Source organism: Amycolatopsis sp. GM8, from assembly GCF_021653975.1.
GTDB lineage: Bacteria > Actinomycetota > Actinomycetes > Mycobacteriales > Pseudonocardiaceae > Amycolatopsis_E.
Window position 1 is genome coordinate 1 of the sequence record NZ_JAJKFK010000003.1, and the last position, 18,583, is coordinate 18,583.

Sequence of the window (18,583 nt, forward strand, 5' to 3'; positions counted from 1 at the left end):
CCACATGATGGGTATACGCCGCCTGGGTCAAATAGCCGCCGGAGGTGTGCAGAATCCCCTTCGGCTTCCCCGTCGTACCGGAGGTGTAGAGGATGAACAACGGATGCTCCGCATCAAACGCCTCCGGAACATGCGTGGGGGACTGGGTGTCGACCAGGTCGTGCCACCACACATCCCGACCCTCGACCATCGGGATATCCGCCGCCCCGGTACGGCGCACCACAATCACCTTCTCCGCCGACTCGGCCCCCTCCAAAGCCTCATCGACGTTGGCCTTCATCGGGGCGGCCTTCCCCCGCCGATACTGCCCATCCGAGGTGATCACCACCCTCGCCTGCGCGTCATCCACCCGCGACCGCAACGCCGTCGGCGAAAACCCCCCAAACACCACCGAATGCAACGCACCGATCCGGGCACACGCCAACATCGCCACAATCGCCTCCGGAATCATCTGCAACTGGATCGCCACCCGATCCCGCGCCCCCACCCCCAACGACAACAGGGCATTCGCCGCCCGGCACACCTCATCCCGCAACTGGGCATAGGTGATATCCCGGGTATCACCCGGTTCACCCACCCAATGGATCGCGACCTGACCCCCGAACCCCGCCTCCACATGCCGATCCACACAGTTATAGGCCACATTCAGCTTCCCGCCCACGAACCACCTCGCGAACGGCGCCCCCGACCAATCCAACACCCGAGACCACCGCGTATCCCACGACAACCGCTCCGCCTGCACAGCCCAGAACGCCTCACGATCCGTCATGGCCGGGAAGCTTCGTCACCCCGCGTTGGCAAGAGGTTGGCACCTGTCCGGTCAGGTAGGTGCGTGCGCGCCGCGCGTCCGGCACTATGAAGGGCGCCAGGTATGAGCGACGACGAGGTCACGAAGATGGCAGAGGGTAGCGCACTCCACCAGCGCCGGGCGGCACTCGAACGAGAATGGTCCCGCTGGGTGCCCGTTCGAGCGCGCCCGGAAAGCCTGGCGCTGCGCAGCGAAGTGGCCGAATCGTGGGTCCGCTCGGTGTCCCTTGTGGACCCCGCCCGCAACAGCGCCCCCGCCGCGGACGACGAAGTGCGCCCGCGCTGGATCGACTCGCCACTGCGCGCCCCGGTCACCGCGCTGGCCGACGAGCTCCGCAGCATCGCCGACGACGCCGGGTTCGTCGCGGCCGTCACCGACGAGTCCGGCACGATCTTGTGGACCTGCGGCGGACGAGTCATGCGGCGTAAGGCCGAACAGGTGAACTTCGCGCCTGGCGGACGCTGGGACGAGCCGGACATGGGCACCAACGCCCTCTCGCTCGCACTGCGCACAGGCCGCCCGGCCAGTGTTTTCTCCGCCGAACACCTGGTCGCCGCCCTCCACGGCTGGGTCTGCTACTGCGCCCCGATCCGCGACGCACACGGCCGCCCGCTCGGCGTGCTGGACCTGTCGACCACCTGGGACCGATCGCATCCGCTGGCCATGTCCACGGTGCGCACGCTGGTCACGGCCATCGAGTCCCGGTTGCCCGCGACCGCGCCGGGCGAGGGCATCGAACTGGCCTGTCTCGGCCCCGGCCGCGCGACGCTGGAGGGGGCGCGCCTGCGCCTGTCCCCCAAGCACTTGGAGATGCTCACTCTGCTGGCTCTCGAACCTGCCGGGTTCTCGCCGGACGCGCTCCGCGAAGCGCTCTACGGCGACCAGTCCGTCACCACCACGACCCTGCGCGCGGAGGCCTCCCACCTGCGCCGGACATTGCGCGGCGCGCTGTCCAGCAGGCGCTACACGCTGACCGCGCCGATCATCTGTGACGCGACCGTCGTCCTGGACGCACTCAAGGCCGGCGACACCGCCACCGCCGTGCACCGGTACACCGCCGCTCTGCTGCCCGCTTCGGAGGCGCCGGGGATCGCCCGGTGGCGGGACCATCTGGAGGTCGCCGTGCGCGAGGCCGTGCTCTCCTCCACCCGCCCTGATCTGGCGCTCCTGCACGGCGAGCGGCATCCGTTCGACCTTGAAGTGCACGAACACGCCTACCGCCTGCTCTCCCCCGGCGACGGCCGCCGCGGCATCGCGGCCGCTCGGCTGCGTGCGGCGTTGAGCGACTGATCCCAACGTTTTCCCAACCTCGCGCAGGCACGGTGGCACCCATCACACCGAGGTGATCGAGTGAATGGAGTGCTTCCATGTCCTACGCCAAACCCGGTGCCGACGGCAGTGTCGTCAGCTTCGCCGGCCGGTACGAGAACTTCATCGGCGGTGACTGGGTCGCGCCGGCCGAGGGACGCTATTTCGAGAACCCGTCGCCGATCGACGGCAAGGTGTTCTGCGAGGTGGCGCGCTCGTCGGCGGCTGACATCGACCTTGCTCTCGACGCCGCGCACGCGGCCGCGGAGAAGTGGGGCGCGACGTCGACCACGGAACGCGCGAACATCCTGAACAAGATCGCCGACCGGATCGAGGACCATCTCGAGGAGCTCGCGGTCGCCGAGACCTGGGAGAACGGCAAACCGGTCCGCGAGACGCTGGCCGCGGACCTGCCGCTGGCGGTCGACCATTTCCGTTACTTCGCCGGCGCGATCCGGGCCCAGGAAGGCAGCATCGCCGAGATCGACGCCGACACGATCGCCTACCACTTCCACGAGCCGCTGGGTGTGGTCGGCCAGATCATCCCGTGGAACTTCCCGATCCTGATGGCAACGTGGAAGCTCGCGCCCGCGCTCGCGGCGGGGAACTGCGTGGTCCTCAAGCCGGCCGAGCAGACCCCGGCCTCGATCCTCAAGGTCGTCGAGCTGATCGCCGACCTGCTCCCGCCCGGCGTGCTCAACGTGGTCAACGGATTCGGTGTCGAGGCGGGCAAACCGCTGGCGTCCAGTTCGCGCGTGGCGAAGGTCGCGTTCACCGGTGAGACCACCACCGGCCGCCTGATCATGCAGTACGCCAGCGAAAACATCATCCCGGTGACGCTGGAACTGGGTGGCAAGAGCCCCAACATCTTCCTGCCCGACGTGACCGACGCCGACGACGACTACCTCGACAAGGCCGTCGAAGGCTTCGTGATGTTCGCGCTCAACCAGGGCGAGGTCTGCACCTGCCCGTCACGCGCGCTGGTCCACTCGGCGATCTACGACGAGTTCATCGGGCGCTGTATCGAGCGGACCAAGGCCATCACCGGCGGCAGCCCGCTCGACCCGTCGACCATGATCGGCGCGCAGGCGAGCAACGACCAGTACGAGAAGATCCTGTCCTACATCGACATCGGCAAGGCCGAAGGCGCCGAGGTGCTCACCGGCGGCGGTGCCCGGGATGTCGCCGAATATCCTGGCGGTTACTACGTCGAGCCGACGATCTTCCGTGGCACCAACAACATGCGGGTCTTCCAGGAGGAGATCTTCGGCCCGGTGGTGTCGGTGACGACGTTCGACTCGGTGGACGAGGCGCTCAAGATCGCCAACGACTCGCTGTACGGTCTCGGCGCCGGCGTGTGGACCCGCGACGGGAATGCCGCCTACCGCCTGGGCCGCGGCATCAAGGCCGGTCGCGTGTGGACGAACTGCTACCACGCCTACCCGGCGCACGCGGCGTTCGGCGGCTACAAGAAGTCCGGTATCGGCCGCGAAAACCACAAGATGATGCTGGAGCACTACCAGCAGACCAAGAACCTGCTCGTGTCCTACTCGGCCAAGAAGCTCGGTTTCTTCTGATGTCCCAACGGGTCTCGATGACAGGGGCCGCCGTGGCGCTGCTGCGACGGCTGGTCGAGCAGCACGGGCCCGTGATGTTCCACCAGTCCGGCGGATGCTGCGACGGCAGTGCCCCGATGTGCTATCCCGACGGCGAGTTCCGGGTCGGCGACTCCGACGTCCTGCTCGGGCAGGTCGGGGACGGCACACCGTTCTGGATGAGCGCGGACCAGTACGCCTACTGGCGGCACACCCACCTCACGGTCGATGTGGTCGCCGGGCGAGGGAGCGGGTTTTCCTTGGAAGCGCCCGAAGGCGTGCGTTTCCTGATCCGCTCCCGGCTGCTGACCGACGACGAACTCGCCGCGCTGGACAACTGAACACCGGCCAAAAGGGCCCGGACACGCATCGCGTGTCCGGGCCCTTTTCGTAGATACGGCACCTGTCCGATCGGTCAGGGCGATACCCGGCCGGTTGTGCGTTTCGCGGCGCGCGGTACCACGGATAGCGTCGATGTGCGCGTCACCACAGTCGCCGTCGCGCAGGAAGGACACATGCGGTCATGCAGGTCGACGAGTTACTGAAGCCGTTCCCCATCAAGGAGTTCCACCCGTTCCCGCGGGCACTGCTCGGCCCTGGCGCGCACGAGATGATCGGGCCGGAGGCGCTCAAACTGGGCTTCAAGAAGACCCTGGTGATGACGAGTGGCCTGCGTGGCTCCGACATCGTCCACAAGATCACCGAGTCGATGAAGTACCACGGGCTCGACGTCGTGCTCTACGACAAGGTCGAGTCCAATCCCAAGGACTACAACGTGATGGACGCCGTCCAGCTGTACCAGGAGAACTCCTGTGACAGCTTCGTGTCCATCGGTGGCGGGTCGTCCCACGACGCGTGCAAGGGCGCGCGGATCTCGGTCGCGCACGATGGCCGCAACGTCAACGACTTCGAGGGTTTCAACAAGTCCGAGAACCCGCGCAACCCGCCCCACATCGCGGTGTCCACCACGGCCGGCACGGGTTCGGAGACGTCCTGGGCCTACGTCATCACCGACACCACCACCGATCCGGACAACCCCCACAAGTACGTGGCCTTCGACGACGCCTCGGTGGCCACCCTGGCGGTCGACGACCCGGTGCTCTACTACGACTGCCCGGTCGACTACACCGCCCAATGCGGTTTCGACGTGCTCGCGCACGCCTCCGAGCCGTACGTGTCCCGGCTGAACTTCGAGCCTTCGCTGGGCAACGCGCTGCGGGCCATCAAGCTCACCGCGGAGAACCTGCGTCAGGCCACGTGGAACCCGCAGGAGCTGTCCGGCCGCGAGGGCATGATGTACGCGCAGTACATCGCCGCTCAGGCGTTCAACTCCGGCGGGCTCGGCATCATCCACTCGATCTCACACGCGGTCAGCGCCTTCTACGACACGCATCACGGCCTGAACAACGCGATCGCCCTGCCTCGCGTGTGGGCGTTCAACATGCCGGTGGCGTACCGGCGGTTCGCCGACATCGCCGAGGTCATGGGCGTGGACACACACGGCCTGACGGACGTGCAGGCCGCCGACGCCGCACTCAACGCCGCGATCCGGTTGCTGCGCGATGTGGGTATCCCGGAGAGGTTCACCGACGTCACGCAGTCCAGCTATTCGAAGAACCGGCTCGGCACGGGCCCGACGAAGTACTACGAGAACGCCGCCGTGATCAAGGGCGACGACGAGGACGTCGACCGCATCACCCGGCACGTGCTCGGCGACGCCTGCACTCCCGGCAATGCCAAGGAATGCACGTTCGAGACCGTGCGCCCCGTGGTCGACCACTGCCTCAACGGCGACCTCGACGACCTGATCAGCTGATTGCCACCGGGGGCGGGCCGCGTGGCCCGCCCCCGGTTTAGGGAAGGGAGAGCCGGGTGTTCGACTCCGTCGAGGAAGCCGGGAAAGCGCTTGCCGCGCAAGGCTATCTGACCGACCAGCGGCTGGCGACGATGGTGTTCCTGGTGACCCGGCTGGAAAAGCCGGTGCTGTTGGAGGGACCGGCCGGCGTCGGCAAGACGGAACTGGCGAAGTCGCTCGCTGCCGCCACCGGCCGCAGGTTGCTGCGCCTGCAGTGTTACGAAGGCCAGGACGAGGCCAGCGCACTCTACGAGTGGGACTACGGCAAACAGCTGCTGTACACCCAGATCCTGCGCGAAAAGATCGGCCAGCTGGTGGCGGACGCGCCGGATCTGCACGACGCGGTGGACCGGATCGGCGCACAGGAAAGCGTTTTCTTCTCCGAACGGTTCCTCGCCGCCCGGCCGCTATTGGAGGCCGTGCGCTCAGAGGAACCCGTGGTGCTGCTGATCGACGAGATCGACCGCGCCGACGAGGCACTGGAGGCGGTCCTGCTCGAAATGCTGGGCGAGTACCAGATCTCGGTGCCCGAGATCGGAACCTTCGTCGCCCGCAACCGCCCGTACGTGATCTTGACGTCGAACAACACGCGCGATCTGGCGGCCGCCTTGAAACGCCGGTGCCTGCACCTTTTCCTCGACTACCCGTCTGCAGAGCGCGAGCTGGATATCGTGCGTAGCAAGGACACCGGGTTGACCGAGGCGCTGGCGCGGCAGCTGGTGGAGATCGTGCGGGGCCTGCGCGAGCTGGAACTGCGCAAGGCGCCCAGCATCTCCGAGACGATCGACTGGGCACGCACGCTCGCGGTGCTCGGGGTGGACGAGCTGACGGCGCCGGTGCTGTCGGATACGGTGTCGGTGGTCGTCAAGTACGACAAGGACGTGCGCAAGGCGCTGGACGCGCTGCCGCGGCTGGTGGACCCGAATGCCGAGGTGCCCGAGACGCTCCACGGGCATGGCCACGGACACGGACATACGCACGAGGCGCCGAAGGTGAGCGCCGACCGGGGCAGCCGCTCGTTCGGCCGCCGGTCCTAGCGATGGAAGCGAGTCTGCACCGGTTCGTCCGGCTGCTGCGGTTGCGTGACGTCCGGATCTCGGTGCCCGAAACCGTGGATGCCCTGCGATGCGCGGCGGAGCCGGGAATTCTCGCCGACCGGAGGGTGCTCAAGGAGGCGCTCCGGCTCGCGCTGGTCAAGGACCACCGCGACGACGCGGCGTTCGACGAGATCTTCGACGCTTTCTTCGCGCTGGTACGCGTCGGCCCGGCTGAACACGGCCACGGTCACGGGCACACGCACGACGATCTGTCCGACGAAGGCGCGCTGGAAAGTTTCACGCTGTCCGAGGAACCGAGCGAAACCCCGCAACAGGGCCACGAACACGGCAAGCCGAGCGACATCCGGGACTACTTCGATCCGGCAGACCTGGCACAGCAATACAATCTGCACCAGGAGGCGAACAAGATCGACCTCGCCTCGATGACGGACGAGATCATGTTTTCCAAGGACAACACCGTGTCCGGTGACGCGGGCTACCGGGTGCAGCTGGACACCGACCGGCTGCACGGCGCGGGCGTGCCGGGCCGGTTGTCGCGAGACACCGGCACGAAAGTCGACGCGGAGCTGACCGTCGCTGAGCAGGACACGCTACTCGGCTGGCTGGACCAGGCTGACGACGAGGACGATGCCGCGACACTGCGCCACCGGTTGGCCGGGGTACTGGAAAACCTGCCGGAAGCGCTCAAGCGGCACCTGGAAGCGTTGCTGGAGCTGGAGAACAAGGTCGTCGAGTCGCGTGAGCGTCGAGTGTCCGAAGTGGACTCCACCGGGGAGAACGAACGCGCGGAACTGGAGGAGTCGTTGCGGCGGCTGGCCTCGTCCCTGCGAGGCGCGCTGACCCATCGCAGGCGGATCGCCAGCGCGGGTCGCGTCGATCCCGGCCGGACCATGCGCCGCAACCTGCGTTTCGACGGCATCCCGTTCAGCCCGGTCACGGTGAAACGGGCCGAGGACCGGCCGCGACTGGTGGTGCTCGCCGACGTGAGCCTGTCGGTGCGGGCGACGGCGCGGTTCACCCTGCATCTGGTGCACGGGCTGCAGAACCTGTTCGCACAGGTCCGTTCCTTCGCGTTCGTGGACGGGATCGCCGAGACCACCGAACTGTTCGCCGAGTACCCGGTCGATCGCGCGCTCGGCCTGATCTTCGGTGGCGACGTGCTCGACGTCGACGCGAACTCCAACTACGGCGCGGCGTTCGGCGAGTTCCTCGCTGAGCACTCGTCGGCGGTCACGCGCCGCACCACGGTGCTGGTGCTCGGAGACGGTCGCGGCAACGGCAACGACCCGAACCTCACCGCGTTCGCGGAAATCTCCCGGCGGGCGCGGGAGACGATCTGGCTCACCCCGGAGCCGCGTTACTCGTGGGGCCTCGGCGGCTGCGACCTATCCGCCTACGCCGAGTATTGCGGCAAGGTTCGCATCGTCCGCGATCTGTCCGGTTTGGACAGAGCCGCCCTCGACCTGGTGGCGCGATGACCGCCACCCTGGACCCGCTCGACGAGTACCTCGACGATCGGGTGCGCGTAGTGCGCGCCGAGGACGACGGCCGGCCCGCGGTCGTCCGCACCGCGCATTTCCGGTTGCACCGCGCCGGACGGCGGATCGAGATCAGCCACTGCCTGCGGCCCGACCAGCTGGACAACGGCCTCACCGGGTTGCTGATGGACGAGTTGTTCAACCCCGGCTGGCTGTGCGGGCCGGACATTTTCGAGCGAGTGTTCACCGGCGTCGTGCGCAGCACCCTGCCCGATCCGCGATTGGCCTGGACCATGTTCTACCGCAACACGCTCGCGCACCTCGCTGATCCGCGTGGCGCGCCGCCGCTGATCGCGGAGATGGCGCCCGTGTACGCGCGGGTGCTGCGGCTGGTGCGGCCGGGAAGCGTGCTGGATCTGGGTTCCTGCTTCGGTTTCCTGCCGTTGCTGCTGGCCGCGCGGCCCCGGATGACGGTGACCGCGTCGGACATCGTCGGGGGCGCGATGCGCTTGCTCGGCACCGTCGCCGCGGCCCGGGGAACGGCGTTGCGGACCCTGGTCTGCGACGCCACCCGCGTGCCCCTGCCGGACTCCGTTGTGGACACCGTGACCGTGGTCCACCTGCTCGAACACCTCGATCCCGCACGGGGCCACGCGGTCCTCACGGAAGCGATGCGCCTCGCCCGGTCCAAAGTGGTCGTCGCCGTGCCGTTCGAGGACGTGCCGAGCGCCGACTACGGCCACGTGCGCCGATTCGACCTGGCAACCCTGACCCGCCTCGGCGAGGAAACCGGCTGGCGCCACCGCGTCTCCACCTTCCACGGCGGCTGGCTAATCCTCGACCGGCGGCCGGCCTGACGTCGGCGCGATCGCGCGGACCTGTTACGTGCCCACTGGCGCGGGCGGCCAGCTCGTCGCCGCGGTGTGGGCGGCCGCGCTCGGGCACGGTCGCCGCCGTGTTCGGTGTGTCCACCGGATTCTGGGCGATCCCGGAGCCAGGGCCCACCAGGTACTCAGATCAGGCCCATCTTGCTGGCCTCGTAGACCGCCTCGGCGCGGCTGGAGGCGCCGATCTTGCGCATGATGTTGCGGACGTGGAACTTCACCGTCGTCTCCGAGATGTAGAGCCGCGCACCGATATCGCGGTTGCTGAGGCCGCGGGCCAGCAGTTCCAGCACATTCTGCTCGCGGGCGGTCAGCACCGGCTCCTCCGGCGCGGTGCGGATCGAGCGCACCATCGCCGACATCGACCGCGAGTCGAACGCGCTCTCGCCTCGTGCCACGGCCCGGATCGAGGACACCAGGCCGGTCGTGTCCACATCCTTGATCACATACCCGCGCGCGCCCCGGTGGATCGCCTCCACAACCAGCGCGTCGTCGAGGAACGTGGTCAGCACGAGCACCCCGACGTCCGGATAACGCGCGGTCAGCTCCGCGCACACGTCGAGGCCCTCGGTGTCGGAACCGGTGGACAGCTTCAGATCGAGCAGCACGATATCCGGCCGGGTCCGTTCCACCACCGCACGCGCCTCCGCCGCGGTCGCCGCCTCGCCGGTCACCGTGATGTCATGCTCACGCTCCAAAATGGACTTGAGGCCCTGGCGGACGATCGCGTGGTCGTCCACCAGCACGATCCGCAACGTGCGCGCGTCCGTGATCACCACGCCCCTCCCCGGTCCGGCAGCGGAAGCGGAATCGTCAGCAGCAACTGGATTCCGCCGATCCGGGACCGCCGGATCGACAGCGTCCCGCCCAGTTCCTCGGCGCGCGCCCGCATGTTCGCCAGCCCGCGGTGCGCGCCCGCGAGGTCCGTCGCCGAGGACAGCCGCAGCATCCGGCGCAGCGCCACCGGATCCCCGTCGCCATCGTCGCAAATGGACAGCCGGATCGACTCGGCGCGGTAGTCGAGCCTGATCCGGGCGCGCGCGGCGGTCGTGTGCAGCACCGTGTTGAACAGCGCCTCGCCGGTGATCCGCAACAGCGAATGCTCGGCCTCGCCAGGCAGCGGCACCGGCTCGCCGTGCACGGAAACGCTCACCTGCAGCGCCGTCGGCAGGTGCACTGTGGACAGTCGTTCGAGCAGCACCGGCAGCGAACCCGAGGGCTCGGCATCCGAATGGTGCAGCGCGTAGATCGCCGCACGCAGGCGTTCCACCGCGTGCCGCGTCAACTCCTTGGCCTCGACGAGCTTGCCGGCCACCGCGCCATCCGACTCGGCCAGTTCCGCGCGGCAGATCTCGATCATCATGCCCGCCGAGAGCACATCCTGCGTGACGCTGTCGTGCAGTTCGCGCGCGATCCGGTGCCGCTCGTCGTCCAGCGCCTGCCGCTGCATCGCCTCGAACAGCCTGCGCTGCGTCTCCTGCAGTTCGGCGTTGCGCGCGGCCAGGTCGCGGGCCTGCTGTTCGGCCGCCTCCGACAGCTGCTCGGTGCGGCCGCGCAGCCGCATCGTGGCGTGCACGAGGAACGAGTTGTGCAACGCGACCGCGGCCTGGTTCGCGAGCACCCGGAGAACCGCGAGGTCCGTGTCGGCCACGTCCATTCCCGGCGCGGGCCGCGCGGCGATCCCGCCGACCGGTTCGCAGTCCAGTGTCATCGGCACCCGCACGCCGGTCTCGGCCGGTTCGCCGGCCTCCCATGGTCTCGACCGCAACACGCGCAGGTGCGCGAGGGCGTCCGCGGGGAACAGCCGCTCGTCGTCGACGAGGGTGTCCCCCGCCAGCAACAGAAACCGCGGCCTGGCCGCACGCAGCGCGCCATCGGCGACCGCGAACAGCAGCCAGTCGGCCTGGACGTGTTCGGCCGCCGCCCGCACGACCGCCTCGACCAGCGCTCGCGGCCCCTCCCCCGTGCGCACGAGCGCCCGCGAGATCCGGTCCAGTGCCTCGACCGCGCGTTCCAGCCGGGCTGCGGTCCGCACGAATTCCGGATAGAAGGACCGCTTTCCCGAGCGCACGCCCGTCAGCGCACCCAGATCGTTGTCCGTCGCCGTCACCTACAACGCCTGGCGGAACAGGGCCGCGACATCCGCCGCGCTCGCCTCCCGCGGGTTGGTCGCCAGGCACGCGTCCTGCAAGGTCGTGCGGGCCAGCGTGCCGATGTCGGCCTCGGTGACACCGAGCGCGGAAAGGCCACGCGGCACGCCGACCGTGTCGGCCAGCTGACGCACCCGGCAGGCGAACGCCTCGGCCACCTCGGCCGCGGGCCGGCCCGTCACGTCGACGCCGGTCGCCGCGGCGAGCGGGACGAACCGCTCGGGATCGGTGGCCGCGTTGAACCGGATCGCGTGCGGCAGCAACACACCGTTCAGCACGCCGTGCGGTGCGTCGAGGAGTCCACCGACCTGGTGGCTCATCGCGTGCGTGATGCCCAGGATCGCGTTGGTGAAAGCCATCCCGGCCTCCAGCGCGCCCTGCGCCATCGCGATCCGCGGTTCCGCCGCCTTCGGATGGACCATCGTGCCCAGCAGGTTGCGGGTGATCAGCGTGGCCGCGTGCAGGGCGTGCTGGTCGGTCAGCGGGTTGTGCGCGCGGGAGACGAACGACTCGACCGCGTGGGTCAGCGCGTCGAGGCCGGTGGCGGCGTTCAGCTCGTCCGGCATCGTGATGAGCAGGCGCGGATCGATGATCGAGATGTCCGGCACCAGCGTGCGGCTGATGATCGTGATCTTCGTGTGCTGGGTGGTATCCGTGATGACCGCGAACTGCGACACGTCCGCGCCGGTGCCGGACGTGGACGGCGCCATCACCAGCGGCGGGATGGGCTGCACGACGCGGTCCACCCCGGCGTAGCCGAGGATCGTGCCGCCGTTGCCGGACAGGATCGCGACCCCCTTCGCCGCGTCGATGCAGGATCCGCCGCCCACCGCGATGATCACGTCCGCGCCGGCCGCCGCGTACTGCTGGTAGGCGGCCTCGATCTCGTGGTCCTTGGGATTCGGGGTCACGCCGGAGAAGACGACCGGCCGCAGCCCGGCCAGCTGCAGGTGACTGTCCGCCTCGTCGACCCAGCCCGCCTCGATCAGACCGGGATCGCTGACCAGGAACGGCCTGCGGGCACCCACCCGCAGCGCGGCGTGCCCCAGCTCGGCCAGCGAACCCGGGCCGAACACCACCTCCGGTACATGGAACTTGGCCAGTCCGGCCGGCTCGGTCCCGGTCTTCGCGATACCCGGCCCGGTCAGCGTTTCACCTTGGTCGAGGACACGGCCCGGCACGGCACCCTCCCGCGGTTCGCGGTCCCCGCGGCGATGCGGCGACCGTGTCCACGGTACGTCAGGACGGTCGTCGACGAGAACCCCGCCGGGCACGGCGCCGGGCAGTTTCGGCAGGTCGGACAGTCGTGGCATCGGGCGCTCCTCGTCGTGCGACCGCCTCGACGCTACCGCCATGGTGACGGCCCGCCTACCGTCCGCCTGGCCCACCGGCACCTACCCGATCGGAGAGGTCCCCGGCCGCGGCCGGGTGGCCGAACCGGAACAGCCGTGAGACGATCGAATACCGGGGGCAGCGAACTCAGCACGGACCTTTTTCGGCCATTCTCGGAAAGAGAAGTCAGTGCCATGTCGATACTGATTTTCATCGCTGGTGCGGTACTGCTGATCTACAGCGCGCAGAAGCTGATCATCTATCTCGTCGGCGCCGCCGCCGGCCTGCGAATCTCGATATTCCTGCTCGCGATCGTCTTCACCGGAATCGAATTCGACGACGTCGCGCTCGGTGTCGCACTGAACATGGAGGATCTCAGCGACGTCGCCCTCGGCACCGTTTTCGGGACGGCGATCTCGATGATCGGCATAGTGCTCGCGCTCGCCGCGATCATTTCTCCGACGAAAGTGAACGTCCCGCGCCCGTACATCGCGCTGTTCGCCGCCGCGCCGCTCGTGCTGATCCCCTTCGTCGTCTTCGGGCCGCTCACCCCGCTCTACGGCGCGCTGCTCGTAATCCTGTTCGTGCTGTTCGTCGGTTACGTGGCCAAGCGAGAGCTCAAACGGAGCACCCCGGTCTTCCGCAATGCGGAGATACTCGAAAAACTGGAGGTCGGTGGAGGTTCCGGCGGAACCGGGAGCCACAGCGTCCCCGACCCGCCCACCGACCGGCCACCATTCGTCGTCACGATGCCGTTCACCAAAGGACGCCCGATTCCGGGCTGGGCCTCGATCGGACTCGCTGTCGTCGCGCTCGCCGGTCTCGTCGCCGGCGCCGCCATCATGACGTTCGGCACGAAAGGCGCGCTGGAGGATTACCACATTCAGGGAGCATTGTTCGGCGCCACCATCGTCACCCTCGTGCTCTCCCTCGAGGACATAATCCTGACCGTCGAACCCACCCGGAAAGGCGCGCCGGAAATCGGAGTCGGGAACGTCATCGGCAGCGTCGTGTTCGGCGTTACCGCGAAGCTCGGCATCATCCTGCTCGCAGGCGGCAGCATCGTCATCGGCGAAGACGTGCTGTCCTGGCACCTCCCGGTTCTCGTCGGCATGACCGGCCTCGCGGCGTACATGCTCTACACCCGCCGGCTGCGGCGCTGGCACGGGTTCGTACTGCTCGCGCTCTACATCGCCTACTGGGTCCTCAGCTTCGCCGTCTTCGGGGGCGCACCGGTCGAAACGGACTGAGCCCGGTGCGGGCGAGGGATCAGCGGACGATCGCCGGTCCGCGAGTCCGCGTTGGCGGCCTCGACCGCCTGGCTGACCAGGCTGTGGTCGGGCGACAGGTGACAAACCGGATCCGTGCGGGCGGCGTCGCCGGTCAGCTGGAACGCCTGGCAGCGGCACCCGCCGAAGTCCAGCTCTCGGCGGTCACAGCTCCGGCAGGGTTCCGGCATCCAGTCCGTGCCCCGGAACGCGGTCATCACCGGGGCCTCGGCCCAGATCCGGTCGAGCGGGTCCTCGCGCACGCTGGCCCGCGGCAACGGCAGGGACTGGGCGGCCGGACAGGGCAGGACGTCGCCATTCGGCGTCACGGTCAGTTGCCGGGCGGCCCAGCCGCCCATACAGGGCTTCGGGTACCGGCTGTAGTAGTCGGGGAGGACGTAGATGATCTCCATGCGGTCCCGCAGCCGGTTCCGGGCGGCCCGCACGACGACCTCGGCCGCGTCGAGCTGAGCCCGGCTCGGGAGCAGCGCGGCACGGTTGCGCCACGCCCAGCCGTAGTACTGGGTGTTGGCCAGCTCCACCCGGTCGGCCCCGACCTGCTCGGCCAGCGCGAGCACGTCGGCGACGCGGTCGATGTTCTGCCGGTGCAGCACCACGTTCACGGTGAGCGGCCAGCCCAGCGCCTTCACCACGCGCATGGCCTCGATCTTGCGGTGGAACGACGGGGTCCCGGCGATCCGGTCGGACAGGGCGGGCTCGTCGGCCTGGATGCTGACCTGCACGTGATCCAGCCCGGCTGCCCGCAGTTGCTCGGCTTTCGCACGGGACAGCCCGAACGCGCTGGTGACGAGGTTGGTGTAAAGGCCGAGATCGTGCGCCTGCGCCACGATCTCGGCGAGGTCGCGGCGCGCCAGCGGTTCCCCACCGGACAGGTGGCATTGCAGCACCCCGAGATCGCGGGCCTCGCGCAGCACCCGCCGCCACTCGCCGGTGTCCAGCTCGTCGGCGTAGTCCCCCAGGTTCAGCGGGTTCGAGCAGTACGGGCAGGCCAGCGGGCAGCGGTAGGTGAGCTCGGCCAGCAACCCGAAGGGGCTATCCATCGGTGATCTCCACGCAGCGCCGGGCCACGAGCCCGGTCAGGAACCGCCGCACTTCGTCATCGGGGACGTCCCGGTAGCGCCTGCGCAGCTCGGTCTCGATCTCGGCCACGGTGCGCCGCCCGTCGCACAGTTCGAGGATGGCCGCGCCGCTGCCGCGCAGCACCACCACCGTCTCGGGGTGCAGCAGGATGTGCCGCTGCCGCGCCTCGCTGAACGTCAGGCGGACATGCCGCGCCAGCCGGGGACGGTCTGATGTGGACACTTCACGCCGGGTCTTCGAGTCCATTGTGGTCACTCCGGGTAGGCCTGGTCGATGGCGTCCATCAGGCTCCACAGGACATCGCACTTGAACGACAACGCGTCAACGGCGCGGGCCTGGGACTCGGCGGAGAGGCAGTGCGCGGTGACCACTTCGAGTGCGTGCTCGCAGTCGCGGGGAGCCTGCTCGAGGCGGGCGCGGAAGTAGGCGAGGCCCTCGGGGTCGATCCACGGATACCACCGCTCGAAGGCGGCCAGCCGCCGGGCCATCAGGTCAGGGGCGAACAGTTCGGTGAGCGACGACGCCACCGCCTCCACCCACGGCCGGGTCCGGGCGAAGTTCACATAGGCATCCACAGCGAACCGGACGCCGGGGACCAGATGCCGGTGATCCCGGACCTCCTCGCGGGTCAGGCCGGTGGCCTCGCCCAGACGCAACCACGCCTCGATGCCGCCCTCGCCCGCGACGGCGCCGTCGTGGTCGGCGATCCGGCGGATCCAGCGGCGGCGGACCTCGACGTCGGGACAGTTGGAGAGGATCGCCGCGTCCTTGCGGGGAATGTTCTCCTGATAATAGAAGCGATTGGCCACCCAGCCCCGGATCTGTCCCGGACCGAGCCGGCCCGCGTTCATCCGGACGTGAAACGGGTGCGCGTCGTGGTAGCGCCGCGAGTGGGCGCGCAACGCCTCGACGAAGTCGTCTGTGACCGTCGTTGTCACGGCTTACACCTCCACCTCGAGACCGTCCATGGCCACCTCCATGCCGCTGTCCTCGACGGCGCGCCGCTCGGGCGTGCCGCCGAGGAGGATCGGGTTGGTGTTGTTCATGTGCACGAAAATCGTCCGGCGCACGGCCAGCGACGGGAGCTGGGCCAGGCTGCCGTCCGGGCCGTCGATCGGGAGGTGGCCCATGTCCCGAGACGTCTTCCCGGCCAGGCCGAGCCGGATGAGTTCGTCGTCGTGCCAACAGGTTCCGTCGATCAACAGGCAGCCGCAGCCCTCGATCTCCGCCCGCACCGGCGGCGTCAGCTCCTGCACCGCCGGTAAGTACACCAGCGTCCCGCCAGCTTTGTCGGTCAGCCGGTAGCCGACGACACGACCGTGGTCCGGCCCCGACCCGAACCGGGCGCGTTTGGTGGTGGGCACGTCGAACGCCCGGCAGGACAGCCCTTCTGCCAAGGACATCTCCGCGCCGGGGTCCACAGCCCGCCACTCGACCGGGCAGTAGCGCTCCAATGTGCGGAGCAACCCCGAGCCGTCGGACAGCGTTTTGTGCGCCGCGGGCGTGGCGTAGACCGTCAAGGCGCGGGCCTCGCGCAGCAACAGCAGGCCCAGCGTGTGGTCCAACTCGGCGTCGGTGAGCAGGATCGCCTCCACCGGCGTGGTCCGGTCACCGTCGCGCGGGTGCAGGCCGGGGAAGGCCTCGATCTGGGTGCGGACGTCGGGCGAAGCGTTGAGCAGGAACCACCGGTGCCGGTCGGCACTGACGGCGATCGACGACTGCGTGCGCGCCAGGCCATCGCCGGCGCGGACCGCGGTGCACACCGGGCAGCCGCAATTCCACTGCGGCGAGCCGCCCCCCGCCGCCGAACCCAGCACACGCACCAACATCGTCGCGTTCCCTCCGTCGTCGCTCTGGGCCGTCGGAGGGCGCCGGACCCGAAGGTCTGGCGCCCTCTTCCCGCCGGCTAGTCCTCCAACTGAGCGACGTACATGGTCACCTCGGGTGCGACTCCGATCTCGTCGAACTCGGGCGTCTCCCACACAGCGAGCTCGGACTCCATGGATTCACCTCCTCTCAGGCCGAATTGCCGCCGAGCGCGATGCCTATTCCGGCAGGGCGAAGACGATCAGGGCGCTGCCGTGCCCCGCGCCGAGCATGCCGGGCAGGAATCCCTCGGCCCAGCCGCCCCAGCCCACCGGTACGGCGATGTACTGCCGCCCGTCGACCATGTAGGTGGTCGGGCTGCTGTGGTGGCCGCTGCCGCACTGGAACTGCCACAGCAGTTCCCCGGTACGAGCGTCGAGGGCGTTGAGCTCGCCGGAGGCTTCACCGGCGAACACCAGGTCGCCACCGGTGGCGAGCGTCGACGCGCACATCGGGAGTTCGTTGCGCCAGCGCCACTTCTCCTCGCCGGCGCCGTCGAACGCGCTGATGGACCCCGCCATGTCGCCGATGTCCACGGCTACGCCCGCGCCCCAATAAGGGATGCTTTCCTTGAACTCCCGGCGCCGCCGGGTGGCCGTGGCGCCGGTGTCCTGGACCGGGACGTAGAAGAGCCCTGTCTTGGGGCTGTAGGACGCGTGGGTCCATTCCTTGGCACCGGCCGGACCGGGGTAGAAGTGGACCGGCTCGCCCTCCTTCTCCGGGTACACCTTCGGTGTCACCTGGCCGTCCCTCGTGATCGCCCCCCAGGTGATGCGGTCCACGAAGGGAGTGATCTGGACCAGCGCGCCGTTCGTGCGATCGAGAACGAAGAAGTAGCCGTTCTTGTCGAAGTGCCCGAGCAGCTTGCGCCCGTCCTTCTCGAACAGGATGCATTCGGCGATGCTGTCGTAGTCCCACAGATCGTGCGGGGTGCACTGGTAGTGCCAGCGGATCTGCCCGCTGTCCACGTCGACGGCGACGACGCTGTCGGTGTAGAGGTTGTCGCCCTCCCGGACCTCGCCGTCGAAGTCGGGTGCCGGGTTACCGGTGCCCACATACAGCAGGTTCGTCTCCGGGTCGAACGTGCTGGTGACCCAGCAGTTCGCGCCGCCCCGCGCCCAGGCGTCGCCGTTGGCGGGCCAGGTTTCCGAGCCCGGCTCACCGGGCTTCGGCACCATGTAGCAACGCCACTGGTGCTCGCCGGTCTCGACGTCGAACGCGTCGAGGTGGCCGCGCACACCGAACTCGCCGCCAGAACTGCCGACGATGACCATGTTCTTCACGACCAGCGGGGCCACCGTGGCGCTCTCGCCGGCCCGCACGTCGCCGTAGGTCTTGGTCCAGACCGGCTTGCCGGTGGTCGCGTCGAGCGCGAGCACCCGGGCGTTCGCGGTCACGAAGAAGACCTTCCCCTGCGCGACGGCCACCCCGCGGTTGACGTTCCCGCAGCACAGGGACACGTCGAAGGGAACCGCGTGCTTGTACCGCCAGATCTCCACGCCGGTCTTCGCGTCGAGCGCCCACACCCAGCCGTCCCAGCCGGAGAGGAACATGATCCCGTCGACGACGATCGGGGCGGCCTCGAACGAGTAGGTCGACGCGCCCGCGATCAGGCCGGTCGTGCCGGCCTGGAAGATCCATGCCGGGCCGAGGCGTTTGACGTTCCCGGTGTTGATCTGGTCCAGCGTGCTGTAGCGCTGCCCGTCGTAGGCGCCGTAGTAGGTGAGCCAGTTCTGCGGCTCCTGGCGGGCGTTGAGGATGCGCTCGTAGTTGACGCCGGCCGTCACCGGCGGCGCGACTTCCCCGCCCGCGACCTTGCCGCTCAGGTTTCCCTGGTCGACGGCTTCGCCGGCGTCCACGTACTCGACGGTCATTTCGTC

General features: G+C 68.8%; 17 protein-coding genes and 1 pseudogene. 8 read left to right on the forward strand and 10 right to left on the reverse strand.

What is annotated here, in order from left to right:
• A pseudogene (locus tag LOZ83_RS13145) lies at positions 1-772 on the reverse strand (AMP-binding protein); the annotation flags it as partial.
• Positions 773-871: 99 nt separating this feature from the next.
• On the opposite strand from LOZ83_RS13145, the gene LOZ83_RS13150 reads away from it, so the two are divergent.
• The 7 genes from LOZ83_RS13150 (at position 872) to mftM (ending at position 8,959) form a co-directional block, all read left to right on the forward strand.
• Positions 872-2,098, forward strand: a complete 1,227-nt coding sequence (locus tag LOZ83_RS13150) for a GAF domain-containing protein (RefSeq protein ID WP_236790803.1) — start codon at positions 872-874, stop codon at positions 2,096-2,098.
• Positions 2,099-2,175: 77 nt separating this feature from the next.
• Entirely contained in the window at positions 2,176-3,693 is a 1,518-nt protein-coding gene (gene adh, locus LOZ83_RS13155; RefSeq protein WP_236790804.1) for an aldehyde dehydrogenase, read from the forward strand.
• On the forward strand, positions 3,693-4,052 hold the full coding sequence (locus LOZ83_RS13160) for a DUF779 domain-containing protein (RefSeq protein WP_236790805.1): 360 nt from the start codon (positions 3,693-3,695) through the stop codon (positions 4,050-4,052). Before adh ends, LOZ83_RS13160 begins: the two co-directional genes overlap by 1 nt.
• A 182-nt stretch (positions 4,053-4,234) precedes the next feature.
• Positions 4,235-5,527 (forward strand): NDMA-dependent methanol dehydrogenase, encoded by a 1,293-nt coding sequence (mdo, locus tag LOZ83_RS13165; protein ID WP_236790806.1) that lies wholly within the window; start codon positions 4,235-4,237, stop codon positions 5,525-5,527.
• 56 nt (positions 5,528-5,583) lie between these two features.
• Positions 5,584-6,603, forward strand: a complete 1,020-nt coding sequence (locus LOZ83_RS13170; protein ID WP_236790807.1) for a MoxR family ATPase — start codon at positions 5,584-5,586, stop codon at positions 6,601-6,603.
• A 2-nt stretch (positions 6,604-6,605) separates the two neighbouring features.
• Positions 6,606-8,102 carry a VWA domain-containing protein gene (locus LOZ83_RS13175; protein WP_236790808.1) on the forward strand — a complete coding sequence of 499 codons (1,497 nt, stop codon included), beginning with the start codon at positions 6,606-6,608 and terminating at the stop codon, positions 8,100-8,102.
• Positions 8,099-8,959 (forward strand): mycofactocin oligosaccharide methyltransferase MftM, encoded by an 861-nt coding sequence (gene mftM / locus LOZ83_RS13180; RefSeq protein ID WP_236790809.1) that lies wholly within the window; start codon positions 8,099-8,101, stop codon positions 8,957-8,959. Before LOZ83_RS13175 ends, mftM begins: the two co-directional genes overlap by 4 nt.
• A gap of 155 nt (positions 8,960-9,114) precedes the next feature.
• On the opposite strand, the gene LOZ83_RS13185 is transcribed toward mftM, so the two are convergent.
• Genes LOZ83_RS13185 through LOZ83_RS13195 form a run of 3 tightly spaced genes read right to left on the reverse strand, consistent with a single transcriptional unit; the run spans position 9,115 to position 12,449 of the window.
• Positions 9,115-9,765, reverse strand: a complete 651-nt coding sequence (locus LOZ83_RS13185; RefSeq protein ID WP_308190212.1) for a response regulator transcription factor — start codon at positions 9,763-9,765, stop codon at positions 9,115-9,117.
• The gene (locus LOZ83_RS13190) at positions 9,759-11,096 is read right to left on the reverse strand and encodes a sensor histidine kinase (protein WP_236790810.1); all 1,338 of its coding nucleotides are present in this window, start codon (positions 11,094-11,096) and stop codon (positions 9,759-9,761) included. Before LOZ83_RS13190 ends, LOZ83_RS13185 begins: the two co-directional genes overlap by 7 nt.
• Positions 11,097-12,449: an iron-containing alcohol dehydrogenase gene (locus tag LOZ83_RS13195; protein ID WP_236790811.1), complete on the reverse strand. Its 1,353-nt coding sequence runs from the start codon at positions 12,447-12,449 to the stop codon at positions 11,097-11,099.
• Positions 12,450-12,662: 213 nt separating this feature from the next.
• On the opposite strand from LOZ83_RS13195, the gene LOZ83_RS13200 reads away from it, so the two are divergent.
• A complete protein-coding gene (locus LOZ83_RS13200; RefSeq protein ID WP_236790812.1) occupies positions 12,663-13,718 on the forward strand; it encodes a sodium:calcium antiporter in 1,056 nt (351 codons plus the stop codon).
• On the opposite strand, the gene pqqE is transcribed toward LOZ83_RS13200, so the two are convergent.
• From pqqE to LOZ83_RS13230, 6 genes are all read right to left on the reverse strand, one after another.
• Entirely contained in the window at positions 13,664-14,797 is a 1,134-nt protein-coding gene (gene pqqE, locus LOZ83_RS13205) for a pyrroloquinoline quinone biosynthesis protein PqqE (protein ID WP_236790813.1), read from the reverse strand. The genes LOZ83_RS13200 and pqqE overlap by 55 nt on opposite strands.
• Positions 14,790-15,083, reverse strand: a complete 294-nt coding sequence (pqqD, locus tag LOZ83_RS13210; RefSeq protein ID WP_236790814.1) for a pyrroloquinoline quinone biosynthesis peptide chaperone PqqD — start codon at positions 15,081-15,083, stop codon at positions 14,790-14,792. The genes pqqE and pqqD overlap by 8 nt, the downstream gene beginning before the upstream one ends.
• 5 nt (positions 15,084-15,088) lie before the next feature.
• Positions 15,089-15,775 (reverse strand): pyrroloquinoline-quinone synthase PqqC, encoded by a 687-nt coding sequence (gene pqqC / locus LOZ83_RS13215; protein WP_236790815.1) that lies wholly within the window; start codon positions 15,773-15,775, stop codon positions 15,089-15,091.
• A gap of 3 nt (positions 15,776-15,778) precedes the next feature.
• Entirely contained in the window at positions 15,779-16,666 is an 888-nt protein-coding gene (pqqB, locus tag LOZ83_RS13220) for a pyrroloquinoline quinone biosynthesis protein PqqB (protein ID WP_236790816.1), read from the reverse strand.
• Positions 16,667-16,743: 77 nt separating this feature from the next.
• Positions 16,744-16,839, reverse strand: coding sequence for a pyrroloquinoline quinone precursor peptide PqqA (pqqA, locus tag LOZ83_RS13225; protein ID WP_112273585.1), 96 nt, complete (start codon positions 16,837-16,839; stop codon positions 16,744-16,746).
• 43 nt (positions 16,840-16,882) lie between these two features.
• The gene (locus LOZ83_RS13230; RefSeq protein ID WP_236790817.1) at positions 16,883-18,577 is read right to left on the reverse strand and encodes a PQQ-dependent dehydrogenase, methanol/ethanol family; all 1,695 of its coding nucleotides are present in this window, start codon (positions 18,575-18,577) and stop codon (positions 16,883-16,885) included.
• Positions 18,578-18,583 lie beyond the last annotated feature (6 nt).

What these genes read in the sequence shown, in the direction of transcription:
- mftM (WP_236790809.1), top strand. Translation starts at nt 8,099, where the DNA reads ATGACCGCCACCCTGGACCCGCTCGACGAGTACCTCGACGATCGGGTG.
- LOZ83_RS13195 (WP_236790811.1), bottom strand. Translation starts at nt 12,449, where the DNA reads ATGCCACGACTGTCCGACCTGCCGAAACTGCCCGGCGCCGTGCCCGGC.
- pqqA (WP_112273585.1), bottom strand. Translation starts at nt 16,839, where the DNA reads ATGGAGTCCGAGCTCGCTGTGTGGGAGACGCCCGAGTTCGACGAGATC.
- pqqD (WP_236790814.1), bottom strand. Translation starts at nt 15,083, where the DNA reads ATGGACTCGAAGACCCGGCGTGAAGTGTCCACATCAGACCGTCCCCGG.
- pqqB (WP_236790816.1), bottom strand. Translation starts at nt 16,666, where the DNA reads ATGTTGGTGCGTGTGCTGGGTTCGGCGGCGGGGGGCGGCTCGCCGCAG.
- adh (WP_236790804.1), top strand. Translation starts at nt 2,176, where the DNA reads ATGTCCTACGCCAAACCCGGTGCCGACGGCAGTGTCGTCAGCTTCGCC.
- LOZ83_RS13150 (WP_236790803.1), top strand. Translation starts at nt 872, where the DNA reads ATGAGCGACGACGAGGTCACGAAGATGGCAGAGGGTAGCGCACTCCAC.
- LOZ83_RS13200 (WP_236790812.1), top strand. Translation starts at nt 12,663, where the DNA reads ATGTCGATACTGATTTTCATCGCTGGTGCGGTACTGCTGATCTACAGC.
- mdo (WP_236790806.1), top strand. Translation starts at nt 4,235, where the DNA reads ATGCAGGTCGACGAGTTACTGAAGCCGTTCCCCATCAAGGAGTTCCAC.
- pqqE (WP_236790813.1), bottom strand. Translation starts at nt 14,797, where the DNA reads ATGGATAGCCCCTTCGGGTTGCTGGCCGAGCTCACCTACCGCTGCCCG.
- LOZ83_RS13175 (WP_236790808.1), top strand. Translation starts at nt 6,606, where the DNA reads ATGGAAGCGAGTCTGCACCGGTTCGTCCGGCTGCTGCGGTTGCGTGAC.
- LOZ83_RS13160 (WP_236790805.1), top strand. Translation starts at nt 3,693, where the DNA reads ATGTCCCAACGGGTCTCGATGACAGGGGCCGCCGTGGCGCTGCTGCGA.
- LOZ83_RS13230 (WP_236790817.1), bottom strand. Translation starts at nt 18,577, where the DNA reads ATGACCGTCGAGTACGTGGACGCCGGCGAAGCCGTCGACCAGGGAAAC.